Raw genomic sequence first — 14,828 nt, 5'->3', positions numbered from 1 at the left:
AGATACGTGATCTGATCCTTCAACTCAGCAAAAGTTCGATTTATTCAACAAAGCCTTTTTTTATATACGATCTGACGAATTCAGCAGAAGGAAACTCATCATTCGTGACGAAATAAAAATTAGTTTCCCCATTAATATAGAAATGAGTGTTTACTCACAGAAAGAAAATCAGGAGTAATTATTCTGAAGACAGATAATACAGAAGTCGTACAGCGCATTTAACTCACTTCTCAGGAGGTTAATCACTCTCTATTTGTGGACAACCGACATGTCTTAAGGCTCTGGAATAACGTGTTGATATTTCGATGCGTAGCATGCAGCGGAATATTACCGGATCAATAAAGCAGGAAGAGGCGTTTTAATTCTTTCCGCAGGATGATAGTAGGGTGACTGCCATGTCTGATTATAATGAAAAAAGTGCGATCTCCGCACTTCTCGCAGGTCATTGTTCCGATCCATTTTCCGTGCTTGGCATGCACTCAACCGATGCGGGTCTGGAAGTGCGCGCATTATTACCCGATGCCACCGATGTATGGGTGATTGAACCGAAAACCGGGCGCAAAGTCGGTAAACTCGAATGCCTCGACACACGCGGGTTCTTTAGCGGCGTTCTGCCGCGCCGGAAAAATCCTTTTCGTTACCAGCTGGCCGTCACCTGGCACGGTCAGCAAAACCTGATTGACGACCCCTATCGCTTTGGCCCGCTGCTGCAGGAGCTTGATGCCTGGCTGCTCGCTGAAGGGACTCATCTGCGGCCCTACGAGACGCTGGGAGCCCATGCCGACACCATGGACGGCGTCACCGGGACGCGTTTTTCCGTCTGGGCGCCGAACGCCCGTCGTGTGTCGGTGGTCGGACAGTTCAACTACTGGGACGGCCGCCGCCACCCGATGCGTCTGCGCAAAGAGTCCGGCATCTGGGAGCTGTTTGTCCCCGGCGCGCATAACGGCCAGCTGTATAAGTTCGAGCTGATTGACGCCCACGGCCACCTGCGGGTGAAATCCGACCCGTATGCCTTTGAGGCACAGATGCGCCCGGAAAGCGCGTCGCTTATCTGCGGCATGCCGGAAAAGGTCGAACAGCCACAGTCCCGTCAGCAGGCCAACCAGTTTGATGCACCGATTTCGATTTATGAAGTGCACCTTGGCTCGTGGCGCCGCCACGCCGATAACCATTTCTGGCTCAGCTACCGCGAGCTGGCGGACCAGCTGGTGCCTTACGCGAAGTGGATGGGCTTCACCCATCTGGAGCTGCTGCCGGTAAACGAACATCCGTTCGACGGCAGCTGGGGCTATCAGCCCACCGGGCTGTACGCGCCGACCCGCCGTTTTGGTACCCGTGAAGACTTCCGCTACTTCCTGAATGCTGCCCATGCCGCGGGTCTGAACGTGATCCTCGACTGGGTGCCGGGCCACTTCCCGTCGGATGACTTTGCGCTGGCATCGTTCGACGGCACCGCGTTGTATGAACACAGCGACCCGCGAGAAGGTTATCACCAGGACTGGAATACGCTGATCTACAACTACGGTCGCCGTGAAGTCAGCAACTTTCTGGTCGGGAACGCGCTGTACTGGATTGAACGCTTCGGGATCGACGCCCTGCGCGTGGATGCGGTTGCGTCAATGATCTACCGCGACTACAGCCGCAAAGAGGGGGAGTGGGTGCCCAATGAGTACGGCGGCCGGGAAAACCTCGAAGCGATTGAATTTCTGCGCAATACCAACCGTGTGCTCGGTGAGCAGACGCCGGGAGCGGTCACGATGGCGGAGGAGTCCACCGACTTCGCCGGGGTTACACGACCGTCTTCGACGGGCGGTCTTGGCTTCTGGTTCAAATGGAACCTCGGCTGGATGCATGACACCCTCGACTATATGCAGCTCGATCCCATCTATCGTCGTTATCATCACGACAAGATGACCTTCGGGATGCTCTACAACTACACCGAAAACTTCGTGTTGCCGCTGTCACACGATGAAGTGGTTCACGGCAAAAAATCGATTCTTGACCGGATGCCTGGCGATGCCTGGCAGAAGTTCGCCAACCTGCGCGCCTACTACGGCTGGCTGTTTGCCTTCCCCGGTAAAAAGCTGCTGTTTATGGGCAACGAGTTTGCCCAGGGGCGGGAGTGGAACCACGACGCCAGCCTCGACTGGCATCTGCTGGAAGGGGGCGACAACTGGCATCACGGGGTGCAGCGTCTGGTGCGCGATCTGAACCATACCTATCGCCACCATAAGGCACTGCACGAACTGGATTTTGACCCCTACGGCTTTGAATGGCTTGTTGTGGATGACCATGAACGGTCGGTGTTTATCTTTGTCCGTCGCGATAAAGCCGGGAACGAGATAATCGTGGCGAGCAACTTCACGCCAGTACCGCGTCACGGCTATCGCTTCGGGATTAACCAGCCGGGGCGCTGGCGTGAAGAGCTGAACACCGACTCGATGCACTACCACGGGAGCAACACCGGCAACGGCGGCTGCGTGGCAAGCGAGGCGATCGCCAGCCACGGTCGGGAGCATTCGCTGTCGGTGACTCTGCCGCCGCTGGCGACAATCTGGCTGGTACGGGAATCTGCAGGGCAATAAAACGCGCAGCTGATTTATTGCAGCTGACTTATTACCGGAGGTGATCACTTCTGAATTATTTTGCAGAAGAGTGAGGCTTTTTCTTCATTATTTTCTTTTATGGCTTTTATTTAATAGCAGGACATTATTATGAGTAAACTTGAATATACTGACAACTTAATGCTGTCGCGCCAGTTACCGCTTAAATCCGTGGCCCTGATCCTCGCCGGCGGACGTGGCACACGATTAAAAGACCTGACCACTATTCGCGCAAAACCTGCGGTGCATTTCGGCGGTAAATTCAGAATTATTGATTTTGCTTTATCGAATTGTATTAACTCCGGAATAAGACGTATCGGGGTCATTACACAATATCAGTCCCATTCACTGGTGCAGCATATTCAACGCGGCTGGGCATTCTTTAACGAAGAAATGAATGAGTTCGTGGATTTATTACCGGCGCAGCAGCGGGTGCATGGTGAGAACTGGTATCGGGGGACGGCGGATGCCGTGACCCAGAATCTGGATATTATCCGCCGCTATGATGCGGAATATGTCGTTATTCTGGCCGGGGACCATATCTATAAACAAGATTATTCGCGGATGCTGCTCGATCACGTTGAAAAAGGGGCGCGCTGTACCGTGGCCTGCCTGCCGGTCCCGGTTGAAGAGGCAAGCGCTTTTGGCGTCATGGCCGTGGATGAGAATGACAAAATCATTGAATTTGTTGAAAAACCGGCTAATCCGCCCACCATTCCTGGCGATGAAACCCGCTCGCTTGCCAGTATGGGCATTTATGTGTTTGATGCGGAATATCTCTACCAGCTGCTGGAAGACGACGATCGGGATGAACACTCCACCCATGATTTTGGCAAAGATATTATTCCCAGGATAACGGCGGCAGGTGAAGCGTATGCGCATCCGTTCCCGCGCTCCTGCGTTCAGTCGGATAATAATGCCGAGCCATACTGGCGCGATGTCGGAACCCTGGAGGCGTACTGGAAAGCGAATCTGGATTTAGCCTCAGTAGTGCCAGAGCTGGACGTTTATGACCGTAACTGGCCTATCCGTACCTATGTCGAATCGCTGCCCAGCGCCAAATTTGTTCAGGACCGTTCCGGCAGTCATGGCATGACCATGAATTCTCTGGTCTCCGGCGGCTGTATTATTTCTGGCTCGGTGGTGGTGCAGTCGGTTCTATTTTCCAGAGTTCGGATTAACTCGTTCTGTAATATTGATTCGTCGGTTTTATTACCGGGCGTCTGGGTCGGTCGCTCCTGCAGGATAAGACGCTGCGTGATCGACCGGGGATGCGTTATTCCGGAGGGGACGGTGATTGGCGAAAATGCCGTTGAGGATGCGCGACGCTTTTATCGTTCGGAAGAAGGCATCGTTCTGGTTACCAAAGAAATGCTGGACAAACTTGAGGTATGAGCCCATTTGCGGAAAAAGCGTGTCCGGCGGCAGAGAAAATATTGCCCTGTCGCGGGTCGTCTCTGTGGCTGAATAATAAGGAGCATACATGCAAGTTTTACATGTAGGAGCAGAGATGTTCCCGCTGTTAAAAACGGGCGGACTGGCCGACGTCACCGGCGCGCTCCCGGCGGCGCAAATTGCCGAGGGGCTGGATACCCGCGTGCTGCTGCCTGGGTTTCCGGCGATCCGCAACGGGGTTCAGGATCCGCAGGTGGTGGCCAGCAGGGAGACATTCGCCGGGCGGATGACGCTGCTGTTTGGCCATTTTAACGGTGTGGGCATCTATCTGATTGATGCCCCGCATCTCTATGACCGGACGGGTAATCCTTATCATAACCAGCAGATGCAGGATTATCCTGATAACGTCCTGCGTTTCGCGTTGCTGAGCTGGGTCGGGGCCGAGCTTGCCGGTGGTCTTGACCCGTTCTGGCGTCCTGAAATCGTCCACGCCCATGACTGGCACGCGGGTCTCACCCCGGCTTATCTGGCCACCCGCGGCAACCCGGCCAAATCGGTGTTTACGGTGCACAACATTGCCTATCAGGGGTTGTTTCAGGCCCGGCATATGGCGGAGATCGCGTTACCGTGGTCGTTCTTCCAGATGCACGGGGTGGAGTTTAATGGGCAAATCTCCTTCCTTAAGGCGGGTCTCTATTTCGCTGACCATATCACCACCGTCAGCCCGACATATGCCCGTGAAATTACCGAACCACAGTACGCGTTTGGTCTGGAAGAGCTGCTGCGGCAACGTCAGCGGGAAGGGCGACTGTCGGGGATCCTGAACGGGGTTGACAAAAATATCTGGGATCCGCGCCGCGATCCGCTGCTGGCAGCGCCTTACGACCAGAATTCACTGGCGGAGAAAGCGAAGAACAAGCAGCAGCTGCAGACGTCGCTGGGGCTGAAGGCGGACGATCGGGCGCTGCTGTTCACCGTTGTGAGCCGGCTGACCAGCCAGAAGGGGCTGGATCTTCTGTTTGGCGCGCTGCCGGGAATTATATCTAAGGGAGGGCAGCTGGCGCTGCTGGGATCCGGGGACCCGGATTTGCAGGCCCGTTTTCTGACCGCCGAGGCGCAATACCCCGGGCAGGTGAGTATCCGGATCGGCTACGACGAGGCGCTGTCGCATCAGATGATTGGCGGCGCCGACGTCATCCTGGTGCCCAGCCGTTTTGAACCCTGCGGTCTGACCCAGCTTTATGGTCTGCGCTACGGCACATTACCGCTGGTTCGCCGTACCGGCGGACTGGCGGATACCGTCGCCGACTGTTCGCTCGAAAACCTTGTTGACGGGCTCGCGACCGGATTTGTGTTTACCGACAGCGAGACGGAATCGTTATTACATGCTATCCACCGGGCCAGTGTCCTGTGGTCGCGTCCCTCGCTGTGGCGTTACGTGCAGCGGCAGGCGATGAGCATGGATTTTAGCTGGCAAAGTGCCGCAAAGTCTTTCCACCTGTTGTATCAGCGTATTATTTAATTGCTACGGATAAGAAAAATGGAACCACGCATAAGTTATATTTCACCCAGGCTGAATGAAGAAGCGCTGCAGCATGCTATCGCTTATAACCTCATGTTTATTCTCGGTAAAGACCCTTCACTTGCCAATAAGCATGAATGGCTCAATGCTACGCTGTTCGCCGTGCGCGATCGGCTGGTTGAGCGCTGGTTGCGGGCGCATCGGGCGCGGATCTCGCAGCAGGCGCGCCAGGTATATTATCTGTCGATGGAGTTTCTCATCGGCCGTACCCTCTCGAATGCCTTACTGTCGCTGGGCATCTATGAGGATGTGAAAACAGCGCTGGCCGGGATGGGTCTGGATCTGGAAGAGCTGATTGACGAAGAGAATGACCCGGGCCTGGGCAACGGCGGTCTCGGTCGTCTGGCAGCCTGTTTTCTCGACTCCCTGGCCACGCTGGGGCTGCCAGGACGCGGTTACGGCATCCGCTACGACTACGGCATGTTCAAGCAAAACATCATCGACGGCCGGCAGATGGAGTCACCGGACTACTGGCTGGAGTACGGTAACCCCTGGGAATTCGAGCGCCATAAAACCCGCTATACCGTGCGCTTTGGCGGGCGCATTCAGCATGAGGGGAAAAACTCGCGCTGGCTGGAAACCGAAGAGATCATCGCGGTGGCCTACGATCAGATTATCCCGGGTTATGAAACCGATGCCACCAACACCCTGCGCTTGTGGAGCGCCCAGGCCAGCAGCGAGATTAACCTCGGTAAATTTAATCAGGGAGATTACTTCGCGGCGGTAGAAGATAAAAACCATTCCGAAAACGTCTCCCGGGTACTGTATCCGGACGACTCGACCTACTCCGGGCGCGAGCTGCGCCTGCGTCAGGAATATTTCCTCGTTTCGGCGACGGTGCAGGATATTCTTTTTCGCCATTACCAGTTGTATCAAACCTATGACAACCTGGCAGATAAAATTGCTATCCACCTCAACGACACCCATCCGGTGCTGTCGATCCCGGAGCTGATGCGTCTGCTGATTGACGAACACCGCTTCAGCTGGGATGACGCTTTCGGGGTGACCTGTCAGGTCTTCTCCTACACCAACCATACCCTGATGAGCGAGGCGCTGGAGACCTGGCCGGTCGAGATGCTGGGGAAAATCCTGCCGCGCCATTTGCAGATTATTTTCGAGATTAATGACTATTTTCTGAAAACCATGCAGGAGCACTATCCCGATGATATTGCGTTGCTGAGCCGGACCTCGATTATCGATGAATCCAACGACCGTCGCGTACGGATGGCCTGGCTGGCGGTGGTGGTCAGTTACAAGGTGAACGGCGTGTCGGAACTGCACTCCCGGCTGATGGTGGAGTCGCTGTTTGCCGATTTCGCCAGAATCTTTCCGCGCCGCTTCACCAACGTGACTAACGGCGTCACGCCGCGCCGCTGGCTGGCTGCCGCTAACCCGTCCCTTGCCGCGGTTCTGGACCGCCATATCGGCCAGACCTGGCGAACGGATTTAAGCCAGCTGAGCGAAATGGGGGAATATCAGGATTATCCGCTGGTTAACCAGGCCGTCAGCGCCGCCAAACTGGCGAATAAACAGCGTCTGGCCGATTATATCGCCCGTCAGCTGGGCGTGGTGGTGAACCCGAACGCGCTGTTTGATGTGCAAATTAAACGGATCCACGAATATAAACGCCAGCTGATGAATGTGCTGCATGTGATCACCCGCTACAACCGTATCAAGGCGGACCCGCAGGCCGAATGGGTGCCGCGAGTGGTGATTTTCGCCGGCAAAGCCGCGTCCGCTTACCACACGGCAAAACAGATCATCCATCTGATAAACGACGTCGCCAAAGTCATCAACAGCGATCCGCAGATTGGCGACAGACTAAAGGTGGTGTTCATTCCCAACTACAGCGTCAGTCTGGCGCAGATGATCATTCCGGCCGCGGACCTTTCTGAGCAGATTTCGCTGGCAGGGACTGAAGCCTCCGGGACCAGTAATATGAAGTTCGCCCTCAACGGTGCGCTGACCATTGGCACGCTGGACGGCGCCAACGTTGAGATGTTGGAGCACGTGGGTGAGGACAATATCTTTATCTTCGGTAATACCGCTGCAGAGGTCGAGGCGCTGCGCAGCAACGGTTATCAGCCGCGTGATTACTACGACCAGGATCAAGAGCTGCGCCAGGCGCTGACCCAGATGGGGACCGGGGTGTTCAGCCCACAGGAGCCGGGCCGCTATCGCGGTCTGCTGGATTCGCTGATCAACTTTGGCGACCACTATCAGGTGCTGGCCGATTACCGCAGCTATGTTGACTGTCAGGACAAGGTGGATGCGCTCTACCGAACCCCGGAAGAGTGGACCGCCAAAGCGATGCTCAACATAACCCACATGGGCTATTTTTCATCGGACCGTACGGTGCGGGAGTATGCGCAAAAGATCTGGTATATCGACAAAACGCAACTCTGAGCGCGTACTGACAACCAGGAAACGCCGGGGCGGGTGGCAGGAGACCGGCCCCGTCGATGAGCGACCCGGCAGCAACACATAAATAAGCCTGACGGATATGACAGGAGAGAAAAATGACGGACAGTAAACGCGCAGGGGAGCCTGCACAACAGAGTGATTTGATTAACGTCGCTCAGCTGACCGCGCAGTACTACGTACTGAGGCCGGAAGCGGGCAACGCGGAGCATGCGGTGAAGTTTGGTACCTCTGGCCATCGTGGCAGTGCAGGGCGCCATAACTTCAATGAGCAGCATATTCTGGCGATCGCGCAGGCGATTGCGGAAGACCGCGCCAGGAACGGGATTACCGGTCCCTGCTACGTGGGTAAAGATACCCACGCGCTCTCCGAACCGGCCTTTATTTCCGTACTGGAAGTGCTGGCGGCCAACGGCGTTGATGTTATCGTGCAGGAACACAACGGTTTCACCCCGACGCCGGCCATTTCCAATGCCATCCTGGTGCACAACAAAAAAGGTGGTCCGCTGGCAGACGGCATCGTGATCACGCCGTCTCATAACCCGCCGGAAGATGGCGGTATTAAGTACAACCCGCCGAACGGCGGCCCGGCGGATACCAACGTCACCAAAGTGGTAGAGAATCGCGCTAACGAACTGCTGGCCTCGGGTCTGCAGGGCGTCAGGCGCATCTCCCTCGATGCGGCACTGGCATCCGGTCATGTTAAAAAGCAGGATCTGGTACAGCCGTTTATCGAAGGGCTGGCGGATATCGTCGACATGGCGGCAATTCAGAAAGCCGGCCTCAAGCTCGGGATCGATCCGCTGGGCGGGTCCGGTATCGAATACTGGAAACGTATTGCCGGGCACTACAAGCTCGACCTGACTATCGTCAACGATCACGTCGATCAAACCTTCCGCTTTATGCATCTGGATAAAGACGGCGCCATTCGCATGGACTGCTCATCTGAGTGCGCAATGGCGGGCCTGCTGGCGCTGCGCGATAAGTTTGACCTGGCTTTTGCTAACGATCCAGATTATGACCGTCACGGCATCGTCACGCCGGCAGGGCTGATGAACCCGAACCACTATCTGGCGGTGGCGATTAACTACCTGTTCCAGCATCGCCCGCAGTGGGGCCAGGATGTGGCGGTGGGCAAGACGCTGGTCTCTTCCGCGATGATCGACCGTGTGGTGAACGACCTCGGCCGCAGGCTGGTTGAAGTGCCGGTGGGCTTTAAATGGTTTGTTGACGGCCTGTTCGACGGCAGCTTCGGCTTCGGCGGAGAAGAGAGCGCGGGCGCCTCGTTCCTGCGTTTTGACGGAACGCCGTGGTCGACCGACAAAGACGGGATCATCATGTGCCTGCTGGCGGCGGAAATCACCGCCGTCACCGGTAAAAACCCGCAGGAGCACTACGACGAACTGGCCGCCCGCTTCGGCGCGCCGAGCTATAACCGGCTGCAGGCTTCGGCCACTTCCGCACAGAAAGCGGTGCTGTCGAAGCTGTCGCCGGAAATGGTCAGGGCCAGTCAGCTGGCGGGTGACCCGATCACTGCGCGTCTGACCGCCGCGCCGGGCAACGGCGCATCGATTGGTGGCCTGAAAGTGATGACCGACAACGGCTGGTTCGCCGCCCGACCGTCAGGTACGGAAGACGCTTACAAGATCTACTGCGAGAGCTTCCTCGGGGAAGCACATCGCAAGCAGATCGAGAAAGAAGCGGTGGAAATCGTGAATAGCGTGCTAGCGGCGCACCAGTAGAGCAGTTGACGTACTCCGCTGAGCCGGAGTACGTCATAGTTACCCGGCGACACCAATACAGGCACCACTTTGTCAGAACATAAGGAACGGGACGCTTCGCAAAAGGTATTGCTGCGGGGACTATATGAATATCTATGTTATTACCAATAATAATTTCATGCTTGTAGGTCTGAAATGTATGTTCAGCGACAACAGCCTCTCCGTCAACAGGGTTGTGTTTTCACGGGTCAGCGATATTGCCTTCAGCAACAGCGATGTGGTGATTGTGGAGTCAGAGCTGAACACCGGCGATGCCGAACGTCTCAAGTACCTACACATTTCACCGGTCAATCTTATCTTTTTATTAAAACCGGCGTCAGGAATGAGCGGGACAGGGCGTGAAGCGGTATGCATTGACACTGAATTAAGCGGTAATGAATATCTCATGATGAGGCAGGCGTTTAAAAAAATGGGGATCAATCTGAAGAGGGACAAGTTGTCATTTACCAAAAGAGAAACACATGTTATCAATATGATTTTAAATGGTTATTCGATAGATGAAATTTCCCGTAGCCTGCTGATCTCCAAAAAAACGGTTCAGTCTTTTGTCGGTATTGTTTTGCATAAACTGAATACCACCAAAATAAGTGGAATATACCGCAAAAAAAATCTCATCATCGACAGTTTTGCCAGGAGGAGCCTGCATCGTTAGGATGCCCTATAAACTAATGATCTGCTTATGGAAAGTCACTATTTCATATATTAAGTTTCAACTAAATTTGTTATAAATTATTTTATGTTGTTATGTTGAACGGGGTTTGATTATTGGTATGCTTCAGAAAAAATAAACATACATCATGGGTGCTAACATGATGAAAATATATGAAACCATAGTCATCAAATGATTTAAGCATACAATAAATAATATAGGATTATATCCTCTATCTGTGAATGGTGGGCGGCAGAGGAAAAACGGGATATATATTTATGCATTTCATCTTTTTATTATAAAAAACTGTTATGTAAATTCTGTAGCGGGAGGGGGTATGTTTAGTGAAGACGCACACTATGAATTTCTAAAAAGATATTACAGAGCGGAGTTTTTTGAAGGAAGAAATGGTTCCATTTGGGGAATAAATTATTCTTACAATTTGGCAAGGGTGGGTATGAATATGCTTGAAAGATATGGCTATGGGATAATATTAAAGCATGAATCTATCACTGGTGAAACCATTTACTATGATCGTAGTCTGACGATACTATTTGGTGACAGAATTACACAGGCCCTGGGAGGTCAGTATTGCAACAGAGAAATGAGAGAATAATGATTTAATATATTTTTTAATCGCTCGTTAAACATTGGAACTTTTCTCAGAACGTGACTGCAATGTCTTCAACGCATCTAACATGTCGTCGCCGTTCAGTGAGCGCTGCGATTATTTCTCTGTTGGTTTTCTGCGCCGCCGCAAAGAGCCATCACCGGCAGGGATCGCCTGTGAACGGTTGTTATCGCGTTTATCCTGAACATCAATCTAAATTGAAATGTCCGCATGTAGGTTATGTTTCAGCCTTTGCCGAAGATGTCTTTACTCCGGGTCTGAAGTTGCTGCAGGGCTTCCAGCATGTCGTTATGGTCCAGACTTCGTTGTGATTTCTTGCCGGGTTGTTTCTTTCTGCGTGAGGTCTGGCCGTCCAGTGATGGCAGGGCCTGTGAGCGGGTGTTGTCCCGTTTGTCCTGAACCAGCTTTATCATTTCCAGGGCACGTCCCAGACGCTTGTTGTCGATGATGGCGCCCTGGTCCAGTTCTCCCAGTCGGTCGTAAGTGGTAAAGGGCAGGGAAGTGCCGCTGGCCCGGAGCTCAATGTCACCATCCGGGTATTGCCATACCTCGATGTACTTCCCCTGAAAACGCCGGTTTTCTTCATTATCTTCAAGCAGATAAAGCTTTTTATCATACTGTAATGTCAGGTTTTTCGAGACCTTACGCTGCTCGCGCCAGGTGAATGTCGCCTGCAGGTTTTCGCCATTATCCAGCTGGCGATGTACGTCAAAATCGTGACGTGGCGGCTTTGCAAACCGACGGTTGTAATCTTCCATGAACTCATCAGCAAAGGCGTTTGCAGCCTCAGGTGTGCTGATACCGCGGAGCCGCAGTTCCTTGACCAGGCGGTCCTGTAATGTCAGATGAGCCCGTTCAACACGCCCCTTGGCTGAACTGGTGTTGGCACAGATACCAGTGATATTCAGCTCGTTCATGGCACGACCAAACTGAGTCTGGCCATCTCCGCCGGTGGCCTGCTTGTTGTTGATCCTGAAGACGCTGGCTTTGTCGCTGTAGAATGCCAGAGGCTTACCGTAGCGCTCCAGATATCCCCGGGTGGCTTCAAAATAGGTGAACGTGGACTCCGAACTGACGAACAGAAGCTGCATCAACCGACTTGTTGCATCATCAACGTAAACGAGCAGCGTGCAGGCCGGACCACGGTCCTCGAACCAGCGATGTTCACTGCCATCAATCTGGATGAGTTCGCCGGTGCAGGCCCGACGTGGGCGTGGCTGATGCACACGAGGTGGCCGTAACTTACGAGGGATCCATAAACCATCCCGGGTCATAAGCTTACGTACAGTCTCTTTAGCAAGATAAAGGTCATGAATCTCAGCAAGCTTCTCGCAGGCCAATGTCGGGCCAAAGTCGGCGTAACGTTCGCGAATGATGCGCAGCGCACGCTCAGCGAGGCCAGGCATCAACTGTCGGTTACTAGGCTGACCACGTCGGCGGTTAACCCGCGATAGCGGTCCGTGTTCACGATAGCGCTCGAGTAGCCGGCGGCAGTGCCTGTCAGAGATCTCAAGTCGGGTTGCTGCAAGACGCGTGGTAAGACGCCGGTCGATAACGTCCTGCAGGATCCTGAGTCGGTTTACATCGTTCATCGAGAAAAACTCCGTTCCGTATGCCGTCATGAGTCTCATCCTTTGAAAGCAGCGATCGCGGTGGCGAGACTGTAGCGCGGACATGTCTATTTGGTCAGAGACGGACATCTCAATTTAGCTGTTACACTGTATGTCTAGCCAATGTTGAAATGTCGTGCTGAAAACAAAGCTGACCTGACGTCAGTGGAGAGTCTGGACAATGCCTTTTTAAGGTTGAGTCAGGCTTTGGAGGAAGAACGTGGTTGCCAGGTTTTCTCGGCTATCATCAGTTTACGTACGGTCTCTTTTGAAATCCGGACACCGTATTCTGTGGTCAGAATTCGCCAGATGGCTGACGGATTCATACCCCGGCCGCGTGAGCGAATAAGCTGCAGTGCCTGATCTCTGATGGTGGTGTTTAACTGATGATTGCCGGGCTTTCCACGGCGCCGGCTGACCAGACCGGCTGGCCCCAGCTCGCGATAGCGCTTAATCAGGCGGGAGCACTGACGACGGGTGAGCTCCATGGACTCTGCCACTTCTGCCAGCGTGATTTCCCGCGCCATATAGGCTTCAATCAAATCCAGGCGTAGCGCTTCGTGAAGTGTCAGGAGCACTGGTTTGTTGTCGTCCATTTTTCTCTCATCTGTCGGCCATATCAGATCCACAGGTGAGGGAAGGGCTCATCGCTTCAGGCTGGGGATAAAATCCTGCGGACTGGCCAGCACCGGGTTGATCGCCCTGAGCTCTTCCAGTGCACGCTCCTGAGCGCGCCTGCGGGGCATTTTTGTACTGCGCATTCGCTTTCCTTCAGCCTCCAGCTCGTCCTGTTTCTGCTGTGCCAGCCTCAGAACGGCACCCAGTCGTTTGTTATCAACAACCGCCCCCTGATCAACGCAGGTCAGTTTATCGAAAATCTTATAACCCAGTGGCCGGTGCTGATGCCGGAAAGTAATGCTTCCGTCAGGGTAATCATAAACGGTAATTTTTTCACCTGCTATGCGCGTATTTTGTTCGGTGGGTTCAATGATATACATGACTTTATCATACTGAAAAGTCAGTGCTTTCGATAAGGTCCGTAGCTCCTGCCAGGCGAAGATATCATTCAGCTCCAGTGGACTCTGTGTGACCGCACGGTGCAGATCTTTAGGGTATTTTGCCGGCCGGGAGAAACGACGGTTAAAATCAGACATGAAATGTTCAATCCACTGATTGGCTTCAGCAACCGAGCTGATGTTCTGCAGGCGCATCTCTTTAATCAGTCGATCCTGGAGCGTTTTATTTACCCGTTCCACGCGACCTTTTGCCTGGCTGCTGTTGGCACAAATCAATTCGATCGCCAGTTCCCGGAGAGCCCGTCCGAACTGGGTTGTGCCGGTACGTCGGCTCTCGGGTCCGCTGACCCTGAACACCGCATGCTTGTCGCTGTAAAATGCGACAGGTTTACCATGTTTATCAATGTATTGCCGGGTAGCCATCATGTAGTCAAACGCGTTTTCTGAATCACAGAATCGCAGGTGCATCAGGCGACCTGTGGCGTCATCCATGAAGACCAGAAGACAGCATTTTGGGGCTCTTCCTTCGAACCAGTCATGGTGAGAGCCATCGATCTGAACCAGTTCGCCGAAACAGTCGCGACGATAGCGCGGCTGGTAAACCCGGGTTCGCCGGCGGGAATGAGGACGCCAGAGACCGTCGGCTGTCATCCAGTTACGGATGGTTTCAACGGAGAGATATATATGATGGCGTTCAGCCAGTTTTTCGGTTGCGAGCGTTGGGCCAAAATCTGAATAGTGGCACCGGATCAAATCCAGGGCTTTACAGCGTGTTTCTTCATCGATCCGGTTGTTTGCAGGACGTCCACGGCGGGAAGATGCAAATGCGGTTGCGCCATCTGTCCGGTACAGACGCACAAGACGCTGCACCTGACGAACACTGAGCTTAAGTATGTCTGCTGCGTCGCGCTGAAGCAAAGCCCGGTCAAATACTCGCTGAATGATGCCAAGCCGGTAAAGTTCTTTGTCTGTCATAGTCACCAACATAAGATCGCGGTCCTGTGCTGAGCAAAATGAAGGCTTAGCGTACACGACGCGTGTGAATTGTGCTGAGACGACAATAACGCTTTGTGCTGACACTGTATGTCAAGGCTCAATTGAAATGTCCGTTATCCAGCTCAATTAAAATGACCACTT

General features: G+C 53.7%; 10 protein-coding genes and 1 pseudogene. 7 read left to right on the top strand and 4 right to left on the bottom strand.

Annotation, left to right across the window (positions count from 1 at the left end; translation table 11 throughout):
• The first annotated feature begins 395 nt into the window (after positions 1-395).
• From glgB to ABLU87_RS04290, 7 genes are all read left to right on the top strand, one after another.
• A complete protein-coding gene (glgB, locus tag ABLU87_RS04320; protein WP_004099052.1) occupies positions 396-2,588 on the top strand; it encodes a 1,4-alpha-glucan branching enzyme in 2,193 nt (730 codons plus the stop codon).
• Between the two features lie 129 nt (positions 2,589-2,717).
• Entirely contained in the window at positions 2,718-4,001 is a 1,284-nt protein-coding gene (glgC, locus tag ABLU87_RS04315) for a glucose-1-phosphate adenylyltransferase (protein WP_004099051.1), read from the top strand.
• An 88-nt stretch (positions 4,002-4,089) separates the two neighbouring features.
• On the top strand, positions 4,090-5,523 hold the full coding sequence (gene glgA, locus ABLU87_RS04310; protein ID WP_009653212.1) for a glycogen synthase GlgA: 1,434 nt from the start codon (positions 4,090-4,092) through the stop codon (positions 5,521-5,523).
• 18 nt (positions 5,524-5,541) lie between these two features.
• Positions 5,542-7,989, top strand: coding sequence for a glycogen phosphorylase (glgP, locus tag ABLU87_RS04305; protein ID WP_023157975.1), 2,448 nt, complete (start codon positions 5,542-5,544; stop codon positions 7,987-7,989).
• A 113-nt stretch (positions 7,990-8,102) separates the two neighbouring features.
• Complete coding sequence (pgm, locus tag ABLU87_RS04300; RefSeq protein WP_004197675.1) at positions 8,103-9,746, top strand: phosphoglucomutase (alpha-D-glucose-1,6-bisphosphate-dependent); 1,644 nt, start codon at positions 8,103-8,105, stop codon at positions 9,744-9,746.
• Positions 9,747-9,870: 124 nt separating this feature from the next.
• On the top strand, positions 9,871-10,437 hold the full coding sequence (locus tag ABLU87_RS04295; RefSeq protein ID WP_004197678.1) for a LuxR C-terminal-related transcriptional regulator: 567 nt from the start codon (positions 9,871-9,873) through the stop codon (positions 10,435-10,437).
• A gap of 334 nt (positions 10,438-10,771) precedes the next feature.
• Complete coding sequence (locus ABLU87_RS04290; protein WP_004197671.1) at positions 10,772-11,050, top strand: hypothetical protein; 279 nt, start codon at positions 10,772-10,774, stop codon at positions 11,048-11,050.
• A gap of 27 nt (positions 11,051-11,077) precedes the next feature.
• Here the strand turns inward: ABLU87_RS04290 and ABLU87_RS04285 are convergent.
• From ABLU87_RS04285 to ABLU87_RS04270, 4 genes and pseudogenes are all read right to left on the bottom strand, one after another.
• Positions 11,078-11,269, bottom strand: a pseudogene (locus ABLU87_RS04285) (hypothetical protein); the annotation flags it as partial.
• Positions 11,270-11,289: 20 nt separating this feature from the next.
• Positions 11,290-12,687 (bottom strand): ISNCY family transposase, encoded by a 1,398-nt coding sequence (locus ABLU87_RS04280; RefSeq protein ID WP_009653207.1) that lies wholly within the window; start codon positions 12,685-12,687, stop codon positions 11,290-11,292.
• 188 nt (positions 12,688-12,875) lie between these two features.
• A complete protein-coding gene (locus ABLU87_RS04275) occupies positions 12,876-13,271 on the bottom strand; it encodes a helix-turn-helix domain-containing protein (RefSeq protein ID WP_004143398.1) in 396 nt (131 codons plus the stop codon).
• Between the two features lie 48 nt (positions 13,272-13,319).
• On the bottom strand, positions 13,320-14,666 hold the full coding sequence (locus ABLU87_RS04270) for an ISNCY family transposase (RefSeq protein WP_077253535.1): 1,347 nt from the start codon (positions 14,664-14,666) through the stop codon (positions 13,320-13,322).
• Positions 14,667-14,828: the final 162 nt, after the last annotated feature.

The sequence above is a fragment of the Klebsiella sp. CB_Kp196 genome (genome assembly GCF_040061575.1).
Taxonomy (GTDB): domain Bacteria; phylum Pseudomonadota; class Gammaproteobacteria; order Enterobacterales; family Enterobacteriaceae; genus Klebsiella; species Klebsiella michiganensis.
The sequence above is the reverse complement of the archived record's forward strand: the minus strand, read 5'-3'. Positions and strand labels throughout refer to the sequence as shown.

Coding starts and splice junctions, on each gene's coding strand:
- glgP (WP_023157975.1), top strand. CDS start 5,542: ATGGAACCACGCATAAGTTATATTTCACCCAGGCTGAATGAAGAAGCG.
- ABLU87_RS04275 (WP_004143398.1), bottom strand. CDS start 13,271: ATGGACGACAACAAACCAGTGCTCCTGACACTTCACGAAGCGCTACGC.
- glgA (WP_009653212.1), top strand. CDS start 4,090: ATGCAAGTTTTACATGTAGGAGCAGAGATGTTCCCGCTGTTAAAAACG.
- ABLU87_RS04270 (WP_077253535.1), bottom strand. CDS start 14,666: ATGACAGACAAAGAACTTTACCGGCTTGGCATCATTCAGCGAGTATTT.
- glgC (WP_004099051.1), top strand. CDS start 2,718: ATGAGTAAACTTGAATATACTGACAACTTAATGCTGTCGCGCCAGTTA.
- glgB (WP_004099052.1), top strand. CDS start 396: ATGTCTGATTATAATGAAAAAAGTGCGATCTCCGCACTTCTCGCAGGT.
- ABLU87_RS04295 (WP_004197678.1), top strand. CDS start 9,871: ATGAATATCTATGTTATTACCAATAATAATTTCATGCTTGTAGGTCTG.
- ABLU87_RS04290 (WP_004197671.1), top strand. CDS start 10,772: ATGTTTAGTGAAGACGCACACTATGAATTTCTAAAAAGATATTACAGA.
- pgm (WP_004197675.1), top strand. CDS start 8,103: ATGACGGACAGTAAACGCGCAGGGGAGCCTGCACAACAGAGTGATTTG.
- ABLU87_RS04280 (WP_009653207.1), bottom strand. CDS start 12,687: ATGACGGCATACGGAACGGAGTTTTTCTCGATGAACGATGTAAACCGA.